This window comes from Morganella psychrotolerans, assembly GCF_965118875.1.
GTDB classification, from domain to species: domain Bacteria; phylum Pseudomonadota; class Gammaproteobacteria; order Enterobacterales; family Enterobacteriaceae; genus Morganella; species Morganella psychrotolerans_C.
In genome coordinates this window covers 78361-97927 of record NZ_CBCPJD010000014.1, presented here as the reverse complement: position 1 = coordinate 97927, position 19567 = coordinate 78361, and the positions used below count along the sequence as shown (strand labels likewise).

Below are 19567 nucleotides of genomic sequence, written 5' to 3'. Positions count from 1 at the left end.
ACCAATGCCCGCCGACAAGCCGGTTGTAACAGAATAAAAAGGGAGATTACGGAGATAAAGTCTGATACCGGAAATGGGTGGGGGCCTTGCCAGCGACATCCCGGCACACAATTCCCCTGCTATGGCTGCTTCCTTCCGGATCTGACCTGGTTAACAAGTTCATGTTGCGGGAGAACCAACAAAGCCCCCATAGGAACCCTCAATAATGAGGCGGGGTCATTATCAGGGATCAGCGATGAAATAGCAAGGCGCCCGGTGCTGACCGCCGTATTTTTACCCACCCTGGTGCCGTATGCCCGCAGGCTGAGCAATCCTGACTGTTCTGAAACCGCACACAATGGTGGTTTATCATTTTTCAATTATACATTCAGCGATTAGAATGATGGGTTCCTGTTGAAAATACTTAATAAGGGTAACTATGAGCCTGGCATTAGAAAACCTGATAAACCTGATGGCCCTCGAAAAACTGGAAGACGGGTTATTCCGGGGACAAAGTGAAGATCTCGGTCTGCCGCAGGTCTTTGGCGGACAGGTTGCCGGTCAGGCACTGTACGCTGCGGGTCAAACCGTTCCTGCAGCGCGTTGTGTCCACTCATTTCACAGTTATTTTTTACGCCCGGGTGACAGCCACAAACCCATTATCTATGATGTGGAAAACCTGCGTGACGGTAAAAGCTTCAGCGCCCGCCGGGTTCGTGCAATTCAGAACGGCGAGCCAATTTTCTATATGACCGCCTCTTTCCAGGGGGAAGAGAGCAGCTTCGGGCATCAGAACACCATGCCGGACGTTCCGGGTCCGGAAGGATTACCATCCGAGTCCGACATTGCCAAAAAAATCGCGGCGAACCTGCCACCAAAAATGCAGGCACTGTTTCTGCGCGAACAGCCTATTGAATGGCGCCCGATACGCTTTTACAGTCCGTTTAATAACCCGGAAAGTCCGCCTGAGCGCTATACCTGGCTTAAAACGAATGGTGCGATGCCTGCAGATCCTGCGGTTCATCAATATCTGCTGGGCTACGCCTCAGATTACAATTTTCTGCCGACCGCTCTGCAACCGCATGGTTATGGCTTTATGCAGCCGGAAATTCAAATTGCCACCCTGGATCATTCTATGTGGTATCACCGCCCGTTCCGGCTGGATGAATGGCTGCTGTATGCCGTAGAGAGTCCGACAGCTTCCGGTGGGCGCGGATTTGTCCGCGGACATTTTTATAATCAGGCAGGTGAACTGGTCGCGTCTACTGTTCAGGAAGGCGTTCTGCGATTGCGGAGCTGACAGACAGTAACTCTGCTGCTGTAAAAAAGCCCCCGCATCACATCATGAGCGGGGGCCTGTTTTTTATAACTTACGACCTGGTGTAAGCCCGCTCTCCGTGAGAGCTGATATCCAGCCCGCTGATTTCATCATCAGCAGTACAACGAAGCCCGATTGTCAGTGCGGCAAGCTTAAATGCGATGTAAGCAATCACTCCGCTCCAGATAACTGTCACAATGATACTTTCAGTCTGTACCCAAAGCTGTCTGAGCATCGTCACCCCCTCGGCATAACCGGTGCCGCCCAGAGCCTCTGCGGTAAAAATTCCCGTAAGCAGGCAGCCGGCAATTCCGCAGACACCATGGATACCGAACACATCACAGACATCATCCACTTTCAGCCAGCGCTTCAGAACTGTCACACCCCAATACCCGGCAACACCGCTGACCAGCCCGATAACTATCGCCCCGCATATCCCGACAGTTCCTGCGGCAGGCGTGATCCCTACCAATCCGCCGATACAACCGGAGCAGGCACCGAGAAGTGAGGGCTTACCCCGGATACCCCATTCGGTCACAACCCAGGCAAGCACTCCGCCGGCAACAGCAAGAACAGTATTGATAAATGCCAGAGCAGCCGTGCCGTCCGCTTTACCTGCAGATCCGGCATTAAACCCGAACCAGCCGACATACAAAATCGCGGTACCGGTAAAGACCATCGGCAGGCTGTGTGGTTTTGCCGCCGATTTCCCCCGTGCCAGGCGCGGTCCTAATAAGTAAGCACCGACTAACCCCGCAACGGCCGCATTAATATGAACAACCGTTCCGCCGGCAAAATCCAGCGCCCCTTTTTCTGCCAGCCAGCCTCCGCCCCAGACCATATGAGCCATCGGAACATAGGCCAGTGAAAACCATATCACCACAAAGAGTAAAAATGCGGTAAACCGGATTCGCTCAGCCAGTGCACCGGTAATAAGGGCTACTGTGATTGCTGCAAATGAGCCCTGAAAAAGCACATGCGTCAGTTGGCTTATGCTGCTGCTGGTACTCTGCGTTGTTATCCCGCTGAGAAATGCGTATGAAAGATAGCCGGTAAAACCATTTCCTCCGGAAAATGCCATGCTGTAGCCATAGAAAACCCACAACAGCAAAACCAGTGAAAAGCTAACGATAACCTGGGTCATAACTGAAAGGACATTTTCGCGACGAACCAGCCCGCCATAAAATAAGGCGATCCCCGGAAGGGTCATAAAATAAACCAGAGCAGCTGAAATCAACATAAAACCGTTATCCGCGCGATCTGCAACTCCGGTTTCACTGTAACCGGAGACAGGCAGCATGGCAGATATTGCACCGGTGAGTATTATTCCTTGTTTCATTGTCATCTGTATCACCTCTGTGCGGTTTAAAGGGCTTCATCATTTTGTTCGCCGGTACGGATCCGCACCGCCTGTGATATTTCAGAAATAAATACCTTTCCGTCTCCGATACTCCCGGTGTACGCAGACCGGCAAATCACATCAATAATGCGCTCCAGATCTTTATCCGGCACAACAAGCATAATCTGCACTTTAGGCAGAAAATCCACGCTGTATTCCGCCCCGCGATATAACTCTGTATGCCCCTTCTGCCTTCCCGCACCTCTGACTTCCTGTACTGTAAGACCATGAATACCTTCTGTATTAAGAGCGTCTCTTACATCATCCAGCTTAAAAGGTTTTATAATTGCAGTTATCTGTTTCATTACATTCTCCGTTTCAGCTGATGTTTATCCCTCACGGAAAATTGCAAAAGTAATGCCAATGTGAAAAATTAAAAATAAAGATAAAAAAATCATGTAATTACAATAAAAAAAGGCGTCTGTTTATTCAGACGCCTTTCCGGCAGGAAGAGAATTGCACCAACTTATGGCAAAACACTCTGTTTATGTGACTGGTTTCACAATTATAGTGCAGCGATACTATCCTCTTCAGGTGTATTCAGTGATTCCCCGACCTGCTGTAACTGATACATCTGATAATACCGGCCTTTTTCAGCCAGCAATGTCTGATGCGCGCCGGATTCCGCCATTTCGCCACGGTTAAGCACATAAATGGTATCCGCATCCACAATAGTGGAGAGGCGGTGAGCAATCACCACCAATGTAGTTTCCCGGCGGATCCGTTGCAGGGCTTTCTGAATCGCCTGCTCAGTGCCGGAATCAATATTTGCTGTCGCTTCATCGAGAATTAATATTTTCGGTGTCTGTACCAGTACGCGCGCCATAGCGAGTAACTGCTTCTGACCATCGGATAATGTTTTACCCTGCTCGCCCAACACCGTATCCAGTCCGTTTTCAAGCCGTGAAACATGCTCACCAAGCTGTACTGTCTCCAGTACCTGCCGGATACGGGCATCATCAATATCACGCCCGAGGGTAACATTGTCCCGAAATGATGCAGCGAGAATAACCGGGTCCTGCTGCACCATCGCAATACCCTGACGGATAACGCAGTGAGATAACTGTTCAAGCGGACGTCCGTCCAGGCTTATCTCTCCTGCCTGCCACGGGTAATACCCCATCAGCAGGTTTGCCAGTGTACTTTTTCCGCTGCCGGTATGCCCGACAAATGCCACAAAACTGTGCTCCGCTACCCGCATACTGATGTCACGCAACACCGGTTTTCCGGGCTGATACGCAAAGGTCAGGTGCGAAATATCAATGCGCCCGGTCGCCAGCGGTTCATTATCCGTACCGTATTTCTGTTGCGGACTGTCCATCAGCTCAAAAACGCGCTCGCCGGAAATAACCGCCTGCTGTAACACTGATTGCTGGGATGTCAGGGTGATCAGCGGCTCATTCAGCCGCCCCAGATACGTAATAAAGGCATACAGCACCCCTACGCCGATAACACCGGTTCCCTCAACACCAAACAGCAGCATCATCCCGCAGAGAATAGCGGCAGAAACCAGGCTGAGTAACGGACGCAGTAAAATACCATCAAGGCGCAGTGCTGCCATTCTCATGTCATAGTGACGGCGGTTTGCGGCAAACATCCGCTCCCCGAAACGTGCCTGCTGGCGGAATTGCTGAATAACCGTCATACCACTGATGATTTCATGAAACCCGTCATTAATATCGGCCAGATAAACACGGATCCGGCGGATAATCGGCGTACTCAGGCGCTGATAAATCCACATAACCAACAGCACGACAGGAAACATTGCCGTTGCCACCAGCGCCATCCGCCACTCCAGAGAATACATGGCAATCAGCATAACAATGATCAGTGCCACACTACGGAACAGTGTCGGTAACACATTGACGAACAAGTCTTTAATCATCTCGGTGTCATTTGTCACACGCGAGATAAGCTGACCGACAGGCTGGGTATCAAACGCACTCAATGGCTGGCGCAAAGCAGCATTCATGACATCAGCCCGCAATGTCTGTACCACACCGACAGCGGCCTGATTAAAATAGATAAGCTGAAAATAGTGAAGCAGCGATGCCGCAATCTGAAGCGCGATAAACCCCGCTACCAGCATCAGTGTCACAGAGAGCACTATCTGATCCTTCGCTACCATATTATCAATAAAATAACTGACCAATACCGGTGCCGTAACTTCAGCAATCGCGGTCAGCCACAGCATCAGGATAGCCGTCAGCATCGGACGGCGGTAATTGCGTCCGTACCCGAGCAGACGTTTCAGTGACGGCCACAGATTTTTCGGTGTCTGATCATTCATCGAGCGCGGCCTCTAACTGCTGATAATGATACATTTCGCTATACCATCCGTTCTGGTTAATCAGCGCCTGATGACGCCCTTGTGCAGTAATACTGCCTTGCTGTAATACCAGAATATTATCTGCCTCTGTCAGCGCAGAGAGTCTGTGCGCACTGATAATCACTGTACGCCCTTCGCCCCACTGACGTAAATTTTGCAGGATAAGAAACTCGGTCTGCCCGTCAACGGCAGAAAGTGCATCATCCAGGATAAGAATTTCAGTATCCAGTAGTAAGGCGCGGGCAATCGAAATCCGTTGTTTTTGTCCGCCGGACAGCATAACGCCCCGCTCACCAACCTCCGTTTCATAGCCCTGCGGCAGGCGTTCAATATCATCATGCACATTCGCCAGACGCGCCACGTGCTCAATCTCCTCACGGGTTGCCTGCGGACGTCCCAGGGCAATATTATTTGCAATTGTATCGGAGAACAGAAACGGCGTTTGATTCACCACAGCAAGCCGGCTGTGCCAGTCTGAAAAAATCAGTGAATTAAGTGGCTTACCCTGAAAGCAAATATCGCCCTGCGTCACATCATAATGGCGCTGGATAAGTGCCAGCAACGTAGATTTCCCGCAACCCGTCGGTCCGCACAATCCCAGTAACTGACCGGGTTTCAACGTAAAACGGATAGCATTCAGTACCGGTCGCGTGGTATCCGGGTAACAAAATTCAGTAATTGCAACGGCCAGCTCACTGCGCTCCGGTTTCAGCACCTCTGTTCCGTCAGCCAGTACCGGCGGGGTTTCCAGCAGAACCTGTATCCGGCTGTAAGCGGCGCTGCCGCGCTCAACAATATTAAACATCCATGCCAGTGCCAGCATCGGCCAAATCATCAGCCCGAGATACATAATAAAGCTGGTCAGTTCCCCGAGGGTCAGCGTGCCCTGCATCACCATATAGCTGCCGCCGGCAACCGCCAGCAGGTTTGACATTCCTATCGCCATAATAATGGTGGGATCAAACCGGGCATCCACCTCAGCCACATGCATATTTTTCCGTCCCGCCTCTGCGGCGACAGATTCAAACTGAGCAGACTGATGTGCTTCAAGACCAAATGCTTTGATCATGCGGATACTACTGAGACTTTCCTGCGCCTGGTTATTCAGAGAGGAGAATGCACCCTGCGCCGTTTTAAAACGGTGATGGAGCTGTTGTCCGTAACGTTTTATCGCCAGCGCCATCAGCGGCATCGGCAGCAAAGACAGCAATGTAAGCTGCCAGCTGATTTCAATACTCATCACCAGCAGCACCACGCAGCCCATAACCAGGGAATCCACCAGTGTCAGAACACCTTCGCCTGCGGCAAACACCACTTTATCAACATCATTGGTACTGCGGGCAATCAGATCGCCCGTCCGGTAGTGGTGATAAAAGGCCGGAGACTGGCGGCTGAATTGCTGATAAAAATCCTGCCGTAAGCGCACCGCCAGTTTATACGATGCACCAAACAGCCAGACACGCCAGATATAGCGCAGGACATAAATAACCAGCGCGATAAGCAGCATAATGCCAATCCAGCCCCACAACGTCTGCATCGTCAGTGTTTTTTTCGTTACGCCGTCAACAATAATGCCGACAAAACGCGGTGGCAAAACCTGTAAAACCGCGATAAGGATCAGAAAAAAAACAGCCCCCGCATAGCGCCGCCATTCACTGAGGAAATACCATTTTAGTTGGGCAAATAATCTCACGGGATCCCGTATAGTATCTGAAGTTAATCGTTAATCCGCAGCACCTTTCTCAGGGATAGGCAACGCGGTGGTGTACTTTATGCGCTCCATCGCAAAATTGGAAGTCACATCAATTAAACCGGGTACACCGGTGACCAGTCTTTTATAAAAATGATCAAAGCGTTTCATGTCTACCACTTCGACCTGCAACATATAATCAAACTCCCCGGCCATGCGGTAAAACTCCACCACTTCCGGCATTTGCTGAACAAATTCAACAAATTCAGTATACCACTCGCTGCTGTGACACTGAGTTTTTATCATCACAATCACAGTCAGCCCCAGCCCGAGCTTCTCCGGGTCCAGCAACGCCACCCGCTTGCGGATATAGCCATCATCTTCCAGCCTTTTCAACCGTTTCCAGCACGGTGTAGAGGTCAGATTAACCGCCTCTGCCAGTGTATTCAGTGATAACGAGGCATCTTCCTGCAAAAGTTGCAGTAACTTACGGTCTATTTTATCTATCATTTGCTCACCCGGGAGAATATATTTCTCCATATCATGCATGATAAAGAAAATAGAAAAAGCCTTTTCTCTCACATAATTGCTAAGATTAAGCAACTGACAGTGAGGAGATAATGTATGACAACCCAATGGACGACATTCGCCATTAATGCTATTCAGGCCGATTATCAACGCAGCGCGGATACCCACCTGATCCCGGTGGAATTACCCGTCTTCCCGGGGGTTTCATTATACCTCAAGGATGAAAGTACGCACCCGACCGGTAGTCTGAAACACCGCCTGGCACGATCACTTTTTTTATACGGGCTGTGTAACGGCTGGATACGTGAAGGCACCCCGGTTATCGAAGCCTCATCCGGCAGCACTGCCGTATCTGAAGCCTATTTTGCCCGCCTGCTCGGTCTGCCGTTTATCGCCGTGATGCCGCGCTGCACTGCCCGGCGCAAAGTGGAACAAATTGAGTTCTACGGCGGACAATGTCATTTTGTCGATAACAGCGCACAAATTTATGCCGAATCTGAGCGCCTTGCCCGTGAAACCGGCGGTCATTATATGGATCAGTTTACCTACGCCGAACGGGCAACTGACTGGCGCGGCAACAACAATATTGCTGAAAGTATTTTCCGTCAGATGTCACGGGAAGCACACCCTGTGCCACAGTATCTGGTGATGAGTGCAGGTACCGGCGGTACCTCTGCCACACTGGGACGTTTTATCCGCTACCAGGGACACAATACAAAATTAATTGTCGTTGATCCTGAAAACTCCGTATTCCATGACTGTTATCACCAGAAATGCTCACATTTACGCTGTGAAACCGGCAGTAAAATAGAGGGGATCGGTCGTCCGCGTGCAGAACCTTCATTTATTCCCGGCGTCATTGATGATGTGATGAAAGTCAGCGACAAATGCAGTATCGCCACACTTTACTGGCTGGAAAAACTGCTCGGACGCAGAGTCGGCGCATCAACCGGCACCAATGTCTGGGGTGCGCTGCAACTGGCGGCACAAATGCATGCAGAGCAGCAGAGCGGCTCCATAGTTACTCTGATTTGTGACAGCGGCGAGCGCTATCCGGACACCTATTACAATCCGCAGTGGGTGGCAGACAATATCGGTGATCTGACCGACGCACTTGCAACACTACCCAAATGGTGATGCAGCCGTTACCATATACCCTTATTCATTCAAACTGCAGGTGTGTTGGCTGCCTGCATCCTGAATGACGTTGGGTAAAACCCCATCTTTTTTATTGTGAGGGTTACAGATGAAACGTGCTGTTGTCGTATTCAGTGGCGGTCAGGATTCCACTACCTGCCTGATTCAGGCGCTCCGCAATTATGACGAAGTGCATTGTGTGACGTTTGACTACGGTCAGCGTCACAGTCAGGAAATAGAGGTAGCCCGCAGACTGAGCCTGAAACTGGGCGCGGCAGCGCACAAGGTTCTGGATGTCACCTTATTAAGTGAACTCGCCGTCAGCAGCCTGACCCGCGATAATATTCCGGTTCCCGGATTCAGTGAAAGTGAAAAAAGTGATATTCCGAATACGTTTGTTCCGGGTCGTAATATCCTGTTTCTCACCCTGACGGCGATTTATGCGTACCAGGTCGGCGCAGAAGCTATTATCACCGGTGTATGTGAAACAGATTTCTCCGGTTATCCGGACTGCCGCGATGAGTTCGTCAGAGCACTTAACCATGCGGTAAACCTGGGTATTGCCCGTGAAATCCGTTTTGAAACGCCGCTGATGTGGCTTGATAAAGCTCAAACCTGGGCGCTGGCGGAATATTACGGGCAACTGGATACTATCCGCCGGGAAACACTGACCTGTTATAACGGCATTCAGGGCGATGGCTGTGGTGAATGTGCTGCCTGTCATCTGCGACAAAACGGATTAGCGCATTACCTTGCAAACCGCGATGCCGTCATGTCCTCGATGAAAAAACTCACCGGGCTTTCCTGACCGGTCCGGTTCTTCGCTAATCCGCCTGGTCATAATGGCCGGCGGATTATCTGTTCGTTCTGCCGGACTAATTACTCCGGTGCGGTCAGCAGTTCAAATTTATCGCGGATCTCACCTTCAATCGGAAGGGCTTTGCCTGTTTTTAAATTAATAAAGACAAAGGTCACTTCGGCATCCGCCACAACCTGTTTATCTTCCTGCCGGGTCACTATCTGTTTGAGAATACCGCTCTTCTGCCCTGAGTGTTGCAGGTAGCTGTCAATAATCAGGCGCTCCCCCAGATGTACCGGCAGCCGGTAATTAATATTGATATTAACCACAACAACTGCGATATCCATCTGCTTAAACCAGCGGTAAGCATCATAGCTTTCCAGCCAGTCCCAACGTGCCGCTTCCAGAAACTCCAGATAACGCGCATTGTTAACATGTCCGAAGGCATCAATATGGTAGCCAAGCACTTTAATTTTGGTGCTCATAATATCTCTCCCTTTAATACATTTCCGGTTTGAAAAACAGACCAACCGGCTGAGCCGGATTTTTCTTTCCCTCCCCCGCAACAGACGAGGGAGGGAAAAAGAGTAAACATCTGCAGATGTTATAACTCTATCTTATCGCTATTTATACTAAAAATACGTTCACCGATCCCCTTAACTTCCATCAGTTGCTCGGCGGACGTAAATGGCCCGTGATCAGTACGATACTCGATAATACTCTGTGCTTTTTTTGGTCCGATCCCACTGAGATTCTGCGCCAGTTCTTCCGCAGATGCGGTATTGATACTGATCCGGCTGCTGTCAGTATCCTGAGTCACAGCCTGCTGAGTCTGAGCGTTATCCGTTTGCGCTGACTGCGCGAGTGCGGATGTACTGAACATACCGCCGGTTAACAGTGCTGATGTTAAGAGTAATGCTGAGGTCCATTTCGTTTTCATGCTGATATCTCCTTTTGGTGTTTAGCACAAAACGGAGTGTCGCAAAAATTTTTAACGCCGGGGAATTTTTGGGGGAGAAATGCGAAAGGCTACGAACGTAGCCTTTCAGGGAATGTAAATGACATTTAGTTTTTCGATCTGTATCGAAAAATTTTAGTCCATATTCTTCACATCAATATCTGCATTCAAACGCAGGTTGATCAGTAATGATTCAAGCTCCGTTGATGCCATTTGCTGACGTAATACCTCGCGCAGTTCAGTTTTTTCCTTATCCGTTGCATTACCGGCAATAACTTTATCCAGCTGTACCAGCACAATATTGCCCTGTGCATCAATTGTACGGCTGTATGTCGGTTTACCGTCAACAGGATGAGCCTGAGTGAACGCTGCGTTAATCACAGGATCTGTCGGGTTAAGGCGCTGGATAGTTTGCGCTTCACCAAATTTCACGCCGGCGGCGGCTAATGCTGCATCGCCTTTACCTTCTTTCAGTGCGGCAATTAATGTATCTGCCTGCGCATTCAGTGCGGCTTCTGCCTTGCTGCGTTTAACCAGGGCTTCAATCTCCCCTCTGACCTTCTCAAACGGTTCAACGGCTTCCGGGCGATACGCATCAACGCGGATAACAAAGGCACGGTCACCGGATACGGTAATGATGTCAGAGTTAGCGCCGGATGAGCCTTTTTCATCAAACAGCAGGTTATCAGATAAGGCTTTCAGCAGTTCCGGATAATTAACCGCATCAGGCAGTTTGCTCAGCGCGAACCAATCTGTCTGCACAGCTTTAACACCTGTAGCCTGCTCTACGCCGACCAGAGATTCATTATCATTTGCTGCCGCTTCACTGGCTTTTTGCTGTAAATCAAAGAAGGCTTTACTTGCTGCTTCACCTTTTACCAGCGCAGTAACTTCATCTTTCACCGCAGTCAGTGGTTTGAGTGTTTCAGGCTCATACACATCCAGACGGAAAATAGCATAGCCATTATCCAGCTTCACAATCTCTGAGATCTGTCCGGCACTTTTCAGATTCGCCGATTTAATTTCAGGCACTAATGCCGCATCTTCCATCCAGCCGATAACACCACCGTTACGGGCGGTCAGTTTATCAGTTGATTTTTCCTTAGCCAGCGTACTGAAATCAGCGCCGCTTTTCAGTGCATTCAGAATGGCGTTGGCATCATCTTCAGTTGCAACAGTAATCTGACTGTATTCACCTTTGCCGGGCGCCGTAAAGCGTGCTGTGTTTTTATCGTAATAATCCTGAATCTGCTGCTCACTCACCCCGGTATTATCCTGGATATTTGCGGCATCCAACTCAACAAAGCTGATTTTTATCGCCTGAGGGGCAATAAAATTATTTTTGTTTTTCGCGTAGTAAGCCTGTAACTCTTCGTCAGTGGTACTCTGTTTTGCCTGAGCATCAGAGAGAGTCAGCGTTGCCTGACGGATAGTACGCGCCTGCAGTAAAATAGCGGCTGCATTGGTGACTTCATTGTCGAGCACAAAAGAGTCACGGACAAAAGGCTGTACCAGTTGTTCCTGGATCATCTGTTTGCGCAGATAATTCGCATAGCTTTCGCCGGTGATACTGTTACGGGCGAGGAACGTATCATACGCCTGCTGGCTGAACTGTCCGTCAACCGCGAATCCGGGTTCTTCACGGATAGCATTAATAATTTGGTTATCACTGACAGTGATACCTAATTTCATCGCATACTGTTCAAGCAAAATAGTATCAATTAACTGATTCAATGCCTGAGTGCGAATTTGTTTCACGCCCTGCTCAGTGCTGACTAACTGCGAGAACATGTCACCCAGCTGAGCCTGCTGGCGATTACGCTCTTCCTGGAAGGCGCGTTCTAATTGCTGTGACGATATTTCAGTATCATTCACTTTGGCAGCATAATTAGAACCGCTGACGAGGTAACCACCGACACCTGTCAGAATAAATGACAGGATAATGATGGCGAAGATAATTTTTATCACAGGGTTATTCGCCGCTGTGCGTAGATTTTCCATCATAAGAAATCCAAACTCCGCTTTTGGTAAAATAAAAATCAGGTCAGGGTAAATTATGCCCTAAAACAAAAAAAAGCGCATCACTCTGATGCGCTTCCTGCTTACCTTTGCACGGTTTTTAAGCCCTCAGGACTAAATTATCCCGGAGCCTGAGTCAGTGCTCAGCTGTTTACTGCGTCTTTCAGACCTTTGCCTGCACGGAAAGCAGGTACTTTTGCCGCAGCAATTTTGATCTCTTTACCGGTCTGCGGGTTACGGCCAGTGCGCGCTGCGCGCTCACGGACAGTGAAAGTACCGAAACCAACCAGTGCAACATCATCACCCACTTTAAGGGTATCAGTTACAGAACTAATAATTGCATCTAACGCGCGTCCGGCCGCAGCTTTTGAAATATCAGCATCCGCAGCAATTTTATCGACCAATTGTGACTTATTCACTATTATCATCCCCTTTCAGAATTTTCTGCCCGGATCAACGAAGTATGTTCCTGACAGCCACAGCCGTTATATCAAGCCTTACTCTTCTTGGCAAGATTGTAAACTGCGCAAGTTTCGTAAGAATGTTCGCTAAATTAGCGGGATAAAAAAAGGCTGACAAGTCCGAAAGTATCTGTCAGCCCTCAATTTATCTTTATTTCTTGATGCAGGTCACTATTTGTTACGCGTTTTTACTTACAACTTCCATGCCTGAAACAGGATTCAGCAGTGCAAGTGAAAGAACTTCATCTATTGTTTTAACCGGATGAATATCCAGATCAGCTTTCACATTGTCCGGAATTTCTTCCAGGTCACGGCGATTTTCTTCCGGGATAAGTACCGTTTTAATCCCGCCGCGATGTGCTGCCAGTAATTTTTCTTTCAGTCCGCCGATAGGTAACACCAGACCACGCAGAGTGATTTCCCCGGTCATCGCCACATCCGCACGTACCGGGTTCCCCGTCAGCGCAGAGACCAGCGCAGTACACATCGCCACACCGGCACTCGGCCCATCTTTCGGGGTTGCCCCTTCAGGAACGTGGACGTGAATATCGCGTTTTTCATAGAAATCGTTGTTGATCCCTAATTTGTCAGCGCGGGCGCGGACAACGGTTAGTGCCGCCTGGATAGACTCCTGCATGACTTCACCCAGTGAACCGGTATAGGAGAGCTTCCCTTTACCCGGAACCGCTGCGGTTTCGATAGTCAGCAGATCCCCGCCGACTTCTGTCCACGCAAGACCGGTAACCTGACCCACACGGTTTTCCGTGTCAGCACGACCGTAGTCCACTTTCTGCACACCCAGGTACTCTTTCAGGTTTTCCTGGTTAATTTCGATGTGCTTGAGTGTTTTGTCCATTAACAACTGTTTCACGGCTTTACGGCACAGTTTGGAGATTTCACGCTCCAGTCCGCGCACGCCCGCTTCACGGGTGTAGTAACGGATGATCCCGAGGATCGCACTGTCATCGATAGTCAGTTCCGTTTTCTTCAGCGCGTTGCGTTCTGTCTGCTTAGGCAGAAGATGGCGAATCGCGATGTTGAGTTTTTCATCTTCCGTATAACCGGACAAACGGATAACTTCCATACGATCCAGTAACGGCGCAGGAATGTTCATGGAGTTCGATGTTGCCACAAACATAACATCAGACAGGTCGTAATCCACTTCCAGGTAGTGATCGTTAAACGCGATATTTTGTTCAGGATCCAGCACCTCAAGCAGTGCGGACGCAGGATCACCACGCATGTCGGATGACATTTTATCGATCTCATCCAGCAGGAACAGCGGGTTTTTTACGCCGACTTTTGCCATTTTCTGGATCAATTTACCCGGCATAGAGCCGATGTAAGTGCGGCGGTGACCACGGATTTCCGCTTCATCACGCACGCCGCCCAACGCCATACGGACATATTTACGTCCGGTTGCGCGGGCAATAGATTGCCCCAGAGAGGTTTTACCCACCCCCGGCGGCCCGACCAGACACAGGATCGGCCCTTTAATTTTACTGACACGGCTTTGAACCGCGAGGTATTCAAGAATCCGCTCTTTAACCCGATCCAGACCATAATGGTCGCAATCGAGAATTTCCTGTGCTTTCAGCAGATCTTTTTTAACTTTGCTGCGCTTAACCCACGGAACCTGAATCATCCAGTCGATATAACTGCGGACAACTGTCGCTTCTGCAGACATCGGGGACATCATTTTCAGTTTTTGCAGCTCGGCTTCGGCTTTTTCTTTTGCCTCTTTCGGCATCTGCGCTTCTTCAATCTTACGTTTCAGCGCTTCAGCTTCATCCGGTGCGTCGTCCATCTCACCCAGCTCTTTCTGGATAGCTTTCATCTGCTCGTTGAGATAGTACTCGCGCTGGCTTTTTTCCATCTGTTTTTTGACACGGTTACGGATACGTTTTTCCACCTGTAACAGGTCGATTTCCGATTCCATCATCGCCATCAGATACTCGAGGCGCTCAACCACATCCGGCATTTCTAATACAGATTGTTTATCCTGTAATTTCAATGTCATGTGGGAGGCAATAGTGTCAGCCAATTTGGCGACATCCTCGATACTGTGCAAAGAAGTCAGGACTTCCGGCGGAATTTTTTTATTCAGTTTGATGTAACCCTCAAACTGATTGGTCGCAGTGCGTAACAGAACTTCCTGTTCACGCTCGTCCACAACCGGCGATTCCATCAGTTCAGCCTGGGCTGAGAAGAAATCACCGTTGTCGCTTAATGTTTTGATATGCGCACGTTGCAGACCTTCCACCAGCACTTTCACAGTGCCGTCCGGCAGTTTCAGCATCTGTAATACAGATGCGACTGTCCCGACTGAGAATAAATCATTGACGCCCGGTTCGTCCGTTGACGCTTCTTTCTGGGCAACTAACAGCACTTTTTTATCCATATCCATGGCTGTTTCCAGACAGTGGATGGATTTTTCGCGCCCGACAAATAAAGGAATAACCATGTGGGGATAAACCACCACATCGCGTAAAGGCAGTACCGGGATTTCAATGCGTTCAGCACGCTCAGGATTCATAGAGCACTCTCTTCGTTTAGCTTACGCCTTGTTAGGAACGTCGTGAAACACGTTTTTTACAGGTTCCACTCCATAGAATGATCAATATATGGGGATGCATTTCTTACATTCAATACTTTATTTAGTAAGAAAAGCGAAATGAGGGAAAATCCCCTCATTTTTATAATATTGATAACAAATCCGCTAACTTCTCGTTACTCGCCGGAAACCTGTGCTTCAGGTTTACGGTAAATCAGCAAAGGTTCCGTTTGATTCGTGATCACATTTTCATCGATAACGACTTTTTCAACGTTTTCCATTGACGGCAAATCGTACATCGTATTCAGTAATGCCGCTTCAACGATAGAACGCAGACCACGGGCACCTGTTTTACGTTTCATCGCTTTTTCAGCGATGGCAACCAGGGCTTCGCGACGGAACTCCAGTTCGACATCTTCAATATTGAAAAGTGCCTGATACTGTTTCGTTAACGCGTTTTTTGGTTCCTGTAAAATCTGGATCAATGCGTCTTCATTCAGCTCACCGAGTGTTGCCACTACCGGCAGACGACCAATGAATTCAGGGATCAGACCAAATTTAATCAGATCGCCCGGCTCCACTTGTGCCAGTAATTCACCTTCAGTTGCTTTATCTTTATCACCACGCACTTCAGCACCGAAACCGATACCTGAACGGGTATTCAGACGCTGTCCCACTACTTTATCAAGACCGGCAAATGCCCCGCCACAGATAAACAGAATTTTCGAGGTATCAACCTGTAAAAATTCCTGCTGCGGATGTTTACGTCCACCTTGCGGCGGTACTGCCGCGATAGTTCCTTCGACCAGTTTCAGCAGAGCCTGCTGAACACCTTCGCCGGACACATCACGGGTAATTGACGGATTATCAGATTTACGGGAAATTTTATCAATTTCATCAATATACACGATACCGCGCTGTGCTTTCTCTACATCATAGTCGCATTTCTGTAAAAGCTTCTGAATGATATTTTCAACATCTTCGCCCACATAACCGGCTTCGGTCAGTGTGGTGGCGTCCGCCATGGTAAACGGAACATCCAGGTAACGCGCCAGGGTTTCTGCCAGTAATGTTTTACCGCTGCCGGTTGGTCCGATAAGCAGAATATTACTTTTACCCAGCTCTACGCCTTCGGCTGTTTTATCGCCGTTGCGTAAACGTTTGTAGTGATTGTATACCGCAACTGCCAGCACTTTTTTCGCCAGTTCCTGACCAATAACATAGTCATCAAGGTGCTGACGAATTTCATGCGGTGTCGGCAGTTCATTGCGATCACTGCGCTGTGCCGGGATCAGGTCTTTAATTTCTTCACGAATAATGTCATTGCATAAATCAACGCATTCGTCACAGATATACACTGACGGGCCGGCAATCAGTTTCTTAACCTCATGCTGACTTTTCCCGCAGAAAGAGCAGTACAGCAGCTTTCCTGAACCGTCTTTGCGTTTGTCTGTCATCAGTAAACCTCACTTAATCAGTACAGCTCATCATTGGTGAGCCGCAAAAAATGTCACGACACCGCAGTACCCTGCCTGTGGGCAGGATACAGGCAACGCCTGCGTTACCTGTTACCGGCGTGTGTAAATATGGTCAACCAAGCCGTATTCCTGTGCTTCTTTAGCGGACAGGAAGCGATCACGCTCGGTATCACGCTGAATTTCCTCAACGGATTTACCGGTGTGATGGGCTAATAATTCATTCATGCGCGCTTTCACTTTCAGAATTTCCTGAGCATGAATTTCAATATCAGTAGCTTGTCCCTGATAGCCACCCAGCGGCTGGTGGATCATGACACGGGAGTTAGGCAGGCAATAACGTTTGCCCGGCTCACCCGCCGTCAGTAAGAAGGAGCCCATAGAGCAGGCCTGGCCCACACAAATTGTGCTGACCTGTGGTTTGATAAACTGCATGGTGTCATAAATTGACATCCCGGCGGTGATAACCCCACCCGGTGAATTAATGTAAAGACTGATGTCTTTTTCCGGGTTTTCAGCTTCCAGGAAGAGTAATTGTGCCACGACCAGGTTTGCCATATGATCTTCAACCTGACCGGTTAAAAAGATAATACGGTCTTTTAATAAGCGTGAATAGATATCATAGGAGCGTTCACCGCGTGCTGTCTGCTCGATAACCATTGGCACCAGCGCCATGTTGGGTGCGAAAGTATCCTGATTGTCGTGATATGACATGTCCATCTCCTGATTGAATTTTATTGGTGCCTGCCGAATGGGTCTATTTTACTTGAGATCCGGTAAGATGACCATGTGCTATCGGTGATTCGGCCATATAATCGGCATATCCCGCCCGGTAATTACCTGATATGGCAAATATGGGGGATAACCCCGGCTTTTTTCAAGGAATATTGTCATAAATAACGAAAAAACCGCAGACAATGCATATTGTCTGCGGTTTTGATCAGATAAACAGCAATGTGCTGTTCACAGAGAGAAGATTAACCTGCTGCCTGAACCTGGTTCATCAGTTCAGTAAAGCCAGTTTCTTTATCAGTCACTTTCGCTTTCGCCAGAACAGTTTCAATTGCCTGCTCTTCCAGTGCCAGATTGCGGATACCTTCCATCATCTGATTGTTTTTGTTGTAGTATTCTACAACTTCTGACGGATCTTCATACGCAGAAGCCATTTCTTCAATCAGCATGTTAACGCGATCGTCTTCGGCTTTCAGTTCGTTAGAAGAGATGACTTCGCCTAACAGCAGGCCAACCATCACGCGGCGTTTAGCCTGTTCTTCGAACAGTTCACGCGGCAGTTCCATAGCTTGTTGCTCTGAACCACCGAAACGCTGTGCTGCCTGCTTACGCAGTTCTTCGATTTCAGTATCAACAGCCGCTTTCGGTACATCGATTTCGTTTGCTTTCAGCAGACCGTCGATAACCTGGGTTTTAACACGGTTGCGCACAGCATTTTTCAGCTCACGTTCCATGTTTTTACGGATTTCTGCTTTCAGACCATCCAGAGAACCGTCGCCAATACCGAAGCGCTTAATAAACTCTTCAGTCATTTCCGGCAGTTCGCGCTCTTCAACTTTTTTCAGTGTGATAGCGAACTTAGCTGCTTTCCCTTTCAGGTTTTCAGCGTGGTAATCTTCCGGGAAAGTCACATCGATTTCGAATTCTTCACCGGCTTTATGACCGACAACACCGTCTTCAAAGCCCGGAATCATACGGTTCTGACCCATGACCAGAACGAAATCAGAGGATTTACCACCATCGAACGCTTCGCCGTCAACAGTACCTGCGAAATCGATAGTGATGCGATCATCAGCTTTCGCTGCATCTTCAATCACTTTCCATTCAGCCTGCTGCTTGCGCAGAGTTTCAACCATGCCATCGATGTCAGCATCTTTGACGGTAACAACCGGTTTTTCAACTTCGATTGTTTCCAGACCTTTCAGCTCAACTTCAGGGAACACTTCAAATTCAACAGTATATTTGAAGTCCTGACCTTCCTGATACGGCTCGTCTACTTTGTAGTCCGGTGCGCCGACAGGGTTGATTTTGTTTTCGATGATAGCGCTGACGAAGTTACGTGACATCATCTCGCCGAGTGCATCCTGAACAGCCATCGCGCCATAACGCTGCTTGATGATGTTCTGTGGCACTTTACCTTTACGGAAGCCGTCAATACGTGCTTTCTTGGCGATTTCAGCTAATTCTTTATTTACTGCTTTGTCAATTTCGGCGGCAGGAACGGTGATTAATACACGACGCCCAAGGCCTTCAGTCGTTTCAACAGAAACTTGCATCTTATTACCTCAAAAAAGTCTATTGCTCGGTCAACTCCAGATCCCACGCACGGCACTTTGCCCGCGTGAAACGATAATGAACCGGGGTGGTCGCATTTAAAAACCGAGTTCCCTTATATTCAGAAGCGTCCCGAAACCATACGGAATTTCAGACGCGACATTATAGCGATGCTGACACTCCGCGTCGAGGAGCGCAGGCAAAAGAGCCCGAAATTCATTCTTTTTATATCAAAATTTGTGCGATAAGCCGATTTTTTGTACAATTTGCGACTCACTGACCGCCGCCATGACAACGCGGCGACGCTTCCACACTTCCCTGAGCACGGTTCCACTCATCCGGCGTGTAAGTATGCAGCGCCAGGGCGTGAACCCCGCCTGAAAGCTCATCGGCCAACAGTGTATAAATGTGACGGTGACGCCCGACCAGGCGCATGCCATCAAAAATATCACTGACCACCACGACTTTAAAGTGAGTTTCAGATCCGGCAGGGACATTATGCTGACCACTTTCATTCATCACATCTATATGATGAGGTGTCAGTGCCAAATTCAGTTTTTCAGTGATGCGTTGGTGCATCACAGCAGGGAATGATGCCGACATAACTATCCTTCAGGTCAATGTATACTTATATA

At 48.8% G+C, this 19567-nt stretch carries 17 protein-coding genes and 1 other RNA gene; 3 read left to right on the top strand and 15 right to left on the bottom strand.

The genetic code is table 11. From position 1 onward, the window contains the following. Nucleotides 1–84 precede the first annotated feature (84 nt). Nucleotides 85–181: signal recognition particle sRNA small type (ffs, locus tag ACMHKJ_RS14320), an RNA gene on the bottom strand. 237 nt (nucleotides 182–418) lie between these two features. Between ffs and tesB the strand changes: the two genes are divergently transcribed. Beyond that, nucleotides 419–1279: an acyl-CoA thioesterase II gene (gene tesB / locus ACMHKJ_RS14315; protein WP_413494900.1), complete on the top strand. Its 861-nt coding sequence runs from the start codon at nucleotides 419–421 to the stop codon at nucleotides 1277–1279. A 70-nt stretch (nucleotides 1280–1349) separates the two neighbouring features. Here the strand turns inward: tesB and amtB are convergent, their stop codons facing one another. From amtB to ACMHKJ_RS14290, 5 genes are all read right to left on the bottom strand, one after another. Next, nucleotides 1350–2636, bottom strand: coding sequence for an ammonium transporter AmtB (gene amtB / locus ACMHKJ_RS14310; RefSeq protein WP_413495006.1), 1287 nt, complete (start codon nucleotides 2634–2636; stop codon nucleotides 1350–1352). A gap of 26 nt (nucleotides 2637–2662) precedes the next feature. Next, complete coding sequence (locus ACMHKJ_RS14305; RefSeq protein WP_413494898.1) at nucleotides 2663–3001, bottom strand: P-II family nitrogen regulator; 339 nt, start codon at nucleotides 2999–3001, stop codon at nucleotides 2663–2665. 200 nt (nucleotides 3002–3201) lie between these two features. Then, nucleotides 3202–4986 carry a SmdB family multidrug efflux ABC transporter permease/ATP-binding protein gene (locus ACMHKJ_RS14300; RefSeq protein ID WP_413494896.1) on the bottom strand — a complete coding sequence of 595 codons (1785 nt, stop codon included), beginning with the start codon at nucleotides 4984–4986 and terminating at the stop codon, nucleotides 3202–3204. Next, nucleotides 4979–6718 (bottom strand): SmdA family multidrug ABC transporter permease/ATP-binding protein, encoded by a 1740-nt coding sequence (locus tag ACMHKJ_RS14295; RefSeq protein ID WP_413494894.1) that lies wholly within the window; start codon nucleotides 6716–6718, stop codon nucleotides 4979–4981. The genes ACMHKJ_RS14300 and ACMHKJ_RS14295 overlap by 8 nt, the downstream gene beginning before the upstream one ends. A 30-nt stretch (nucleotides 6719–6748) precedes the next feature. Next, nucleotides 6749–7225 carry an Lrp/AsnC family transcriptional regulator gene (locus ACMHKJ_RS14290; protein WP_067369996.1) on the bottom strand — a complete coding sequence of 159 codons (477 nt, stop codon included), beginning with the start codon at nucleotides 7223–7225 and terminating at the stop codon, nucleotides 6749–6751. Nucleotides 7226–7339: 114 nt separating this feature from the next. Between ACMHKJ_RS14290 and ACMHKJ_RS14285 the strand changes: the two genes are divergently transcribed. Together ACMHKJ_RS14285 and queC are read left to right on the top strand one after the other, a co-directional pair. Next, nucleotides 7340–8380 carry a PLP-dependent cysteine synthase family protein gene (locus ACMHKJ_RS14285; protein ID WP_067399017.1) on the top strand — a complete coding sequence of 347 codons (1041 nt, stop codon included), beginning with the start codon at nucleotides 7340–7342 and terminating at the stop codon, nucleotides 8378–8380. A gap of 109 nt (nucleotides 8381–8489) precedes the next feature. Next, on the top strand, nucleotides 8490–9188 hold the full coding sequence (queC, locus tag ACMHKJ_RS14280; RefSeq protein WP_413494892.1) for a 7-cyano-7-deazaguanine synthase QueC: 699 nt from the start codon (nucleotides 8490–8492) through the stop codon (nucleotides 9186–9188). A gap of 71 nt (nucleotides 9189–9259) precedes the next feature. Here queC and ACMHKJ_RS14275 read toward each other — a convergent pair whose 3' ends face one another. From ACMHKJ_RS14275 to bolA, 9 genes are all read right to left on the bottom strand, one after another. Further along, complete coding sequence (locus ACMHKJ_RS14275; RefSeq protein ID WP_413494890.1) at nucleotides 9260–9664, bottom strand: acyl-CoA thioesterase; 405 nt, start codon at nucleotides 9662–9664, stop codon at nucleotides 9260–9262. 119 nt (nucleotides 9665–9783) lie between these two features. Beyond that, the gene (locus ACMHKJ_RS14270; protein WP_413494888.1) at nucleotides 9784–10119 is read right to left on the bottom strand and encodes a ComEA family DNA-binding protein; all 336 of its coding nucleotides are present in this window, start codon (nucleotides 10117–10119) and stop codon (nucleotides 9784–9786) included. Nucleotides 10120–10272: 153 nt separating this feature from the next. After that, a complete protein-coding gene (gene ppiD, locus ACMHKJ_RS14265) occupies nucleotides 10273–12141 on the bottom strand; it encodes a peptidylprolyl isomerase (RefSeq protein ID WP_413494887.1) in 1869 nt (622 codons plus the stop codon). 158 nt (nucleotides 12142–12299) lie between these two features. Then, nucleotides 12300–12575, bottom strand: a complete 276-nt coding sequence (gene hupB, locus ACMHKJ_RS14260; protein ID WP_067369814.1) for a nucleoid-associated protein HU-beta — start codon at nucleotides 12573–12575, stop codon at nucleotides 12300–12302. Between the two features lie 220 nt (nucleotides 12576–12795). Then, entirely contained in the window at nucleotides 12796–15153 is a 2358-nt protein-coding gene (gene lon / locus ACMHKJ_RS14255) for an endopeptidase La (RefSeq protein WP_150385084.1), read from the bottom strand. A gap of 194 nt (nucleotides 15154–15347) precedes the next feature. Next, the gene (gene clpX, locus ACMHKJ_RS14250; RefSeq protein ID WP_413494885.1) at nucleotides 15348–16628 is read right to left on the bottom strand and encodes an ATP-dependent protease ATP-binding subunit ClpX; all 1281 of its coding nucleotides are present in this window, start codon (nucleotides 16626–16628) and stop codon (nucleotides 15348–15350) included. Between the two features lie 111 nt (nucleotides 16629–16739). After that, nucleotides 16740–17360, bottom strand: a complete 621-nt coding sequence (clpP, locus tag ACMHKJ_RS14245; protein ID WP_067369821.1) for an ATP-dependent Clp endopeptidase proteolytic subunit ClpP — start codon at nucleotides 17358–17360, stop codon at nucleotides 16740–16742. A gap of 263 nt (nucleotides 17361–17623) precedes the next feature. Further along, entirely contained in the window at nucleotides 17624–18934 is a 1311-nt protein-coding gene (tig, locus tag ACMHKJ_RS14240; protein ID WP_150385085.1) for a trigger factor, read from the bottom strand. A 271-nt stretch (nucleotides 18935–19205) separates the two neighbouring features. Beyond that, complete coding sequence (gene bolA, locus ACMHKJ_RS14235; protein ID WP_413494883.1) at nucleotides 19206–19535, bottom strand: transcriptional regulator BolA; 330 nt, start codon at nucleotides 19533–19535, stop codon at nucleotides 19206–19208. Between the last annotated feature and the right edge of the window lie 32 nt (nucleotides 19536–19567).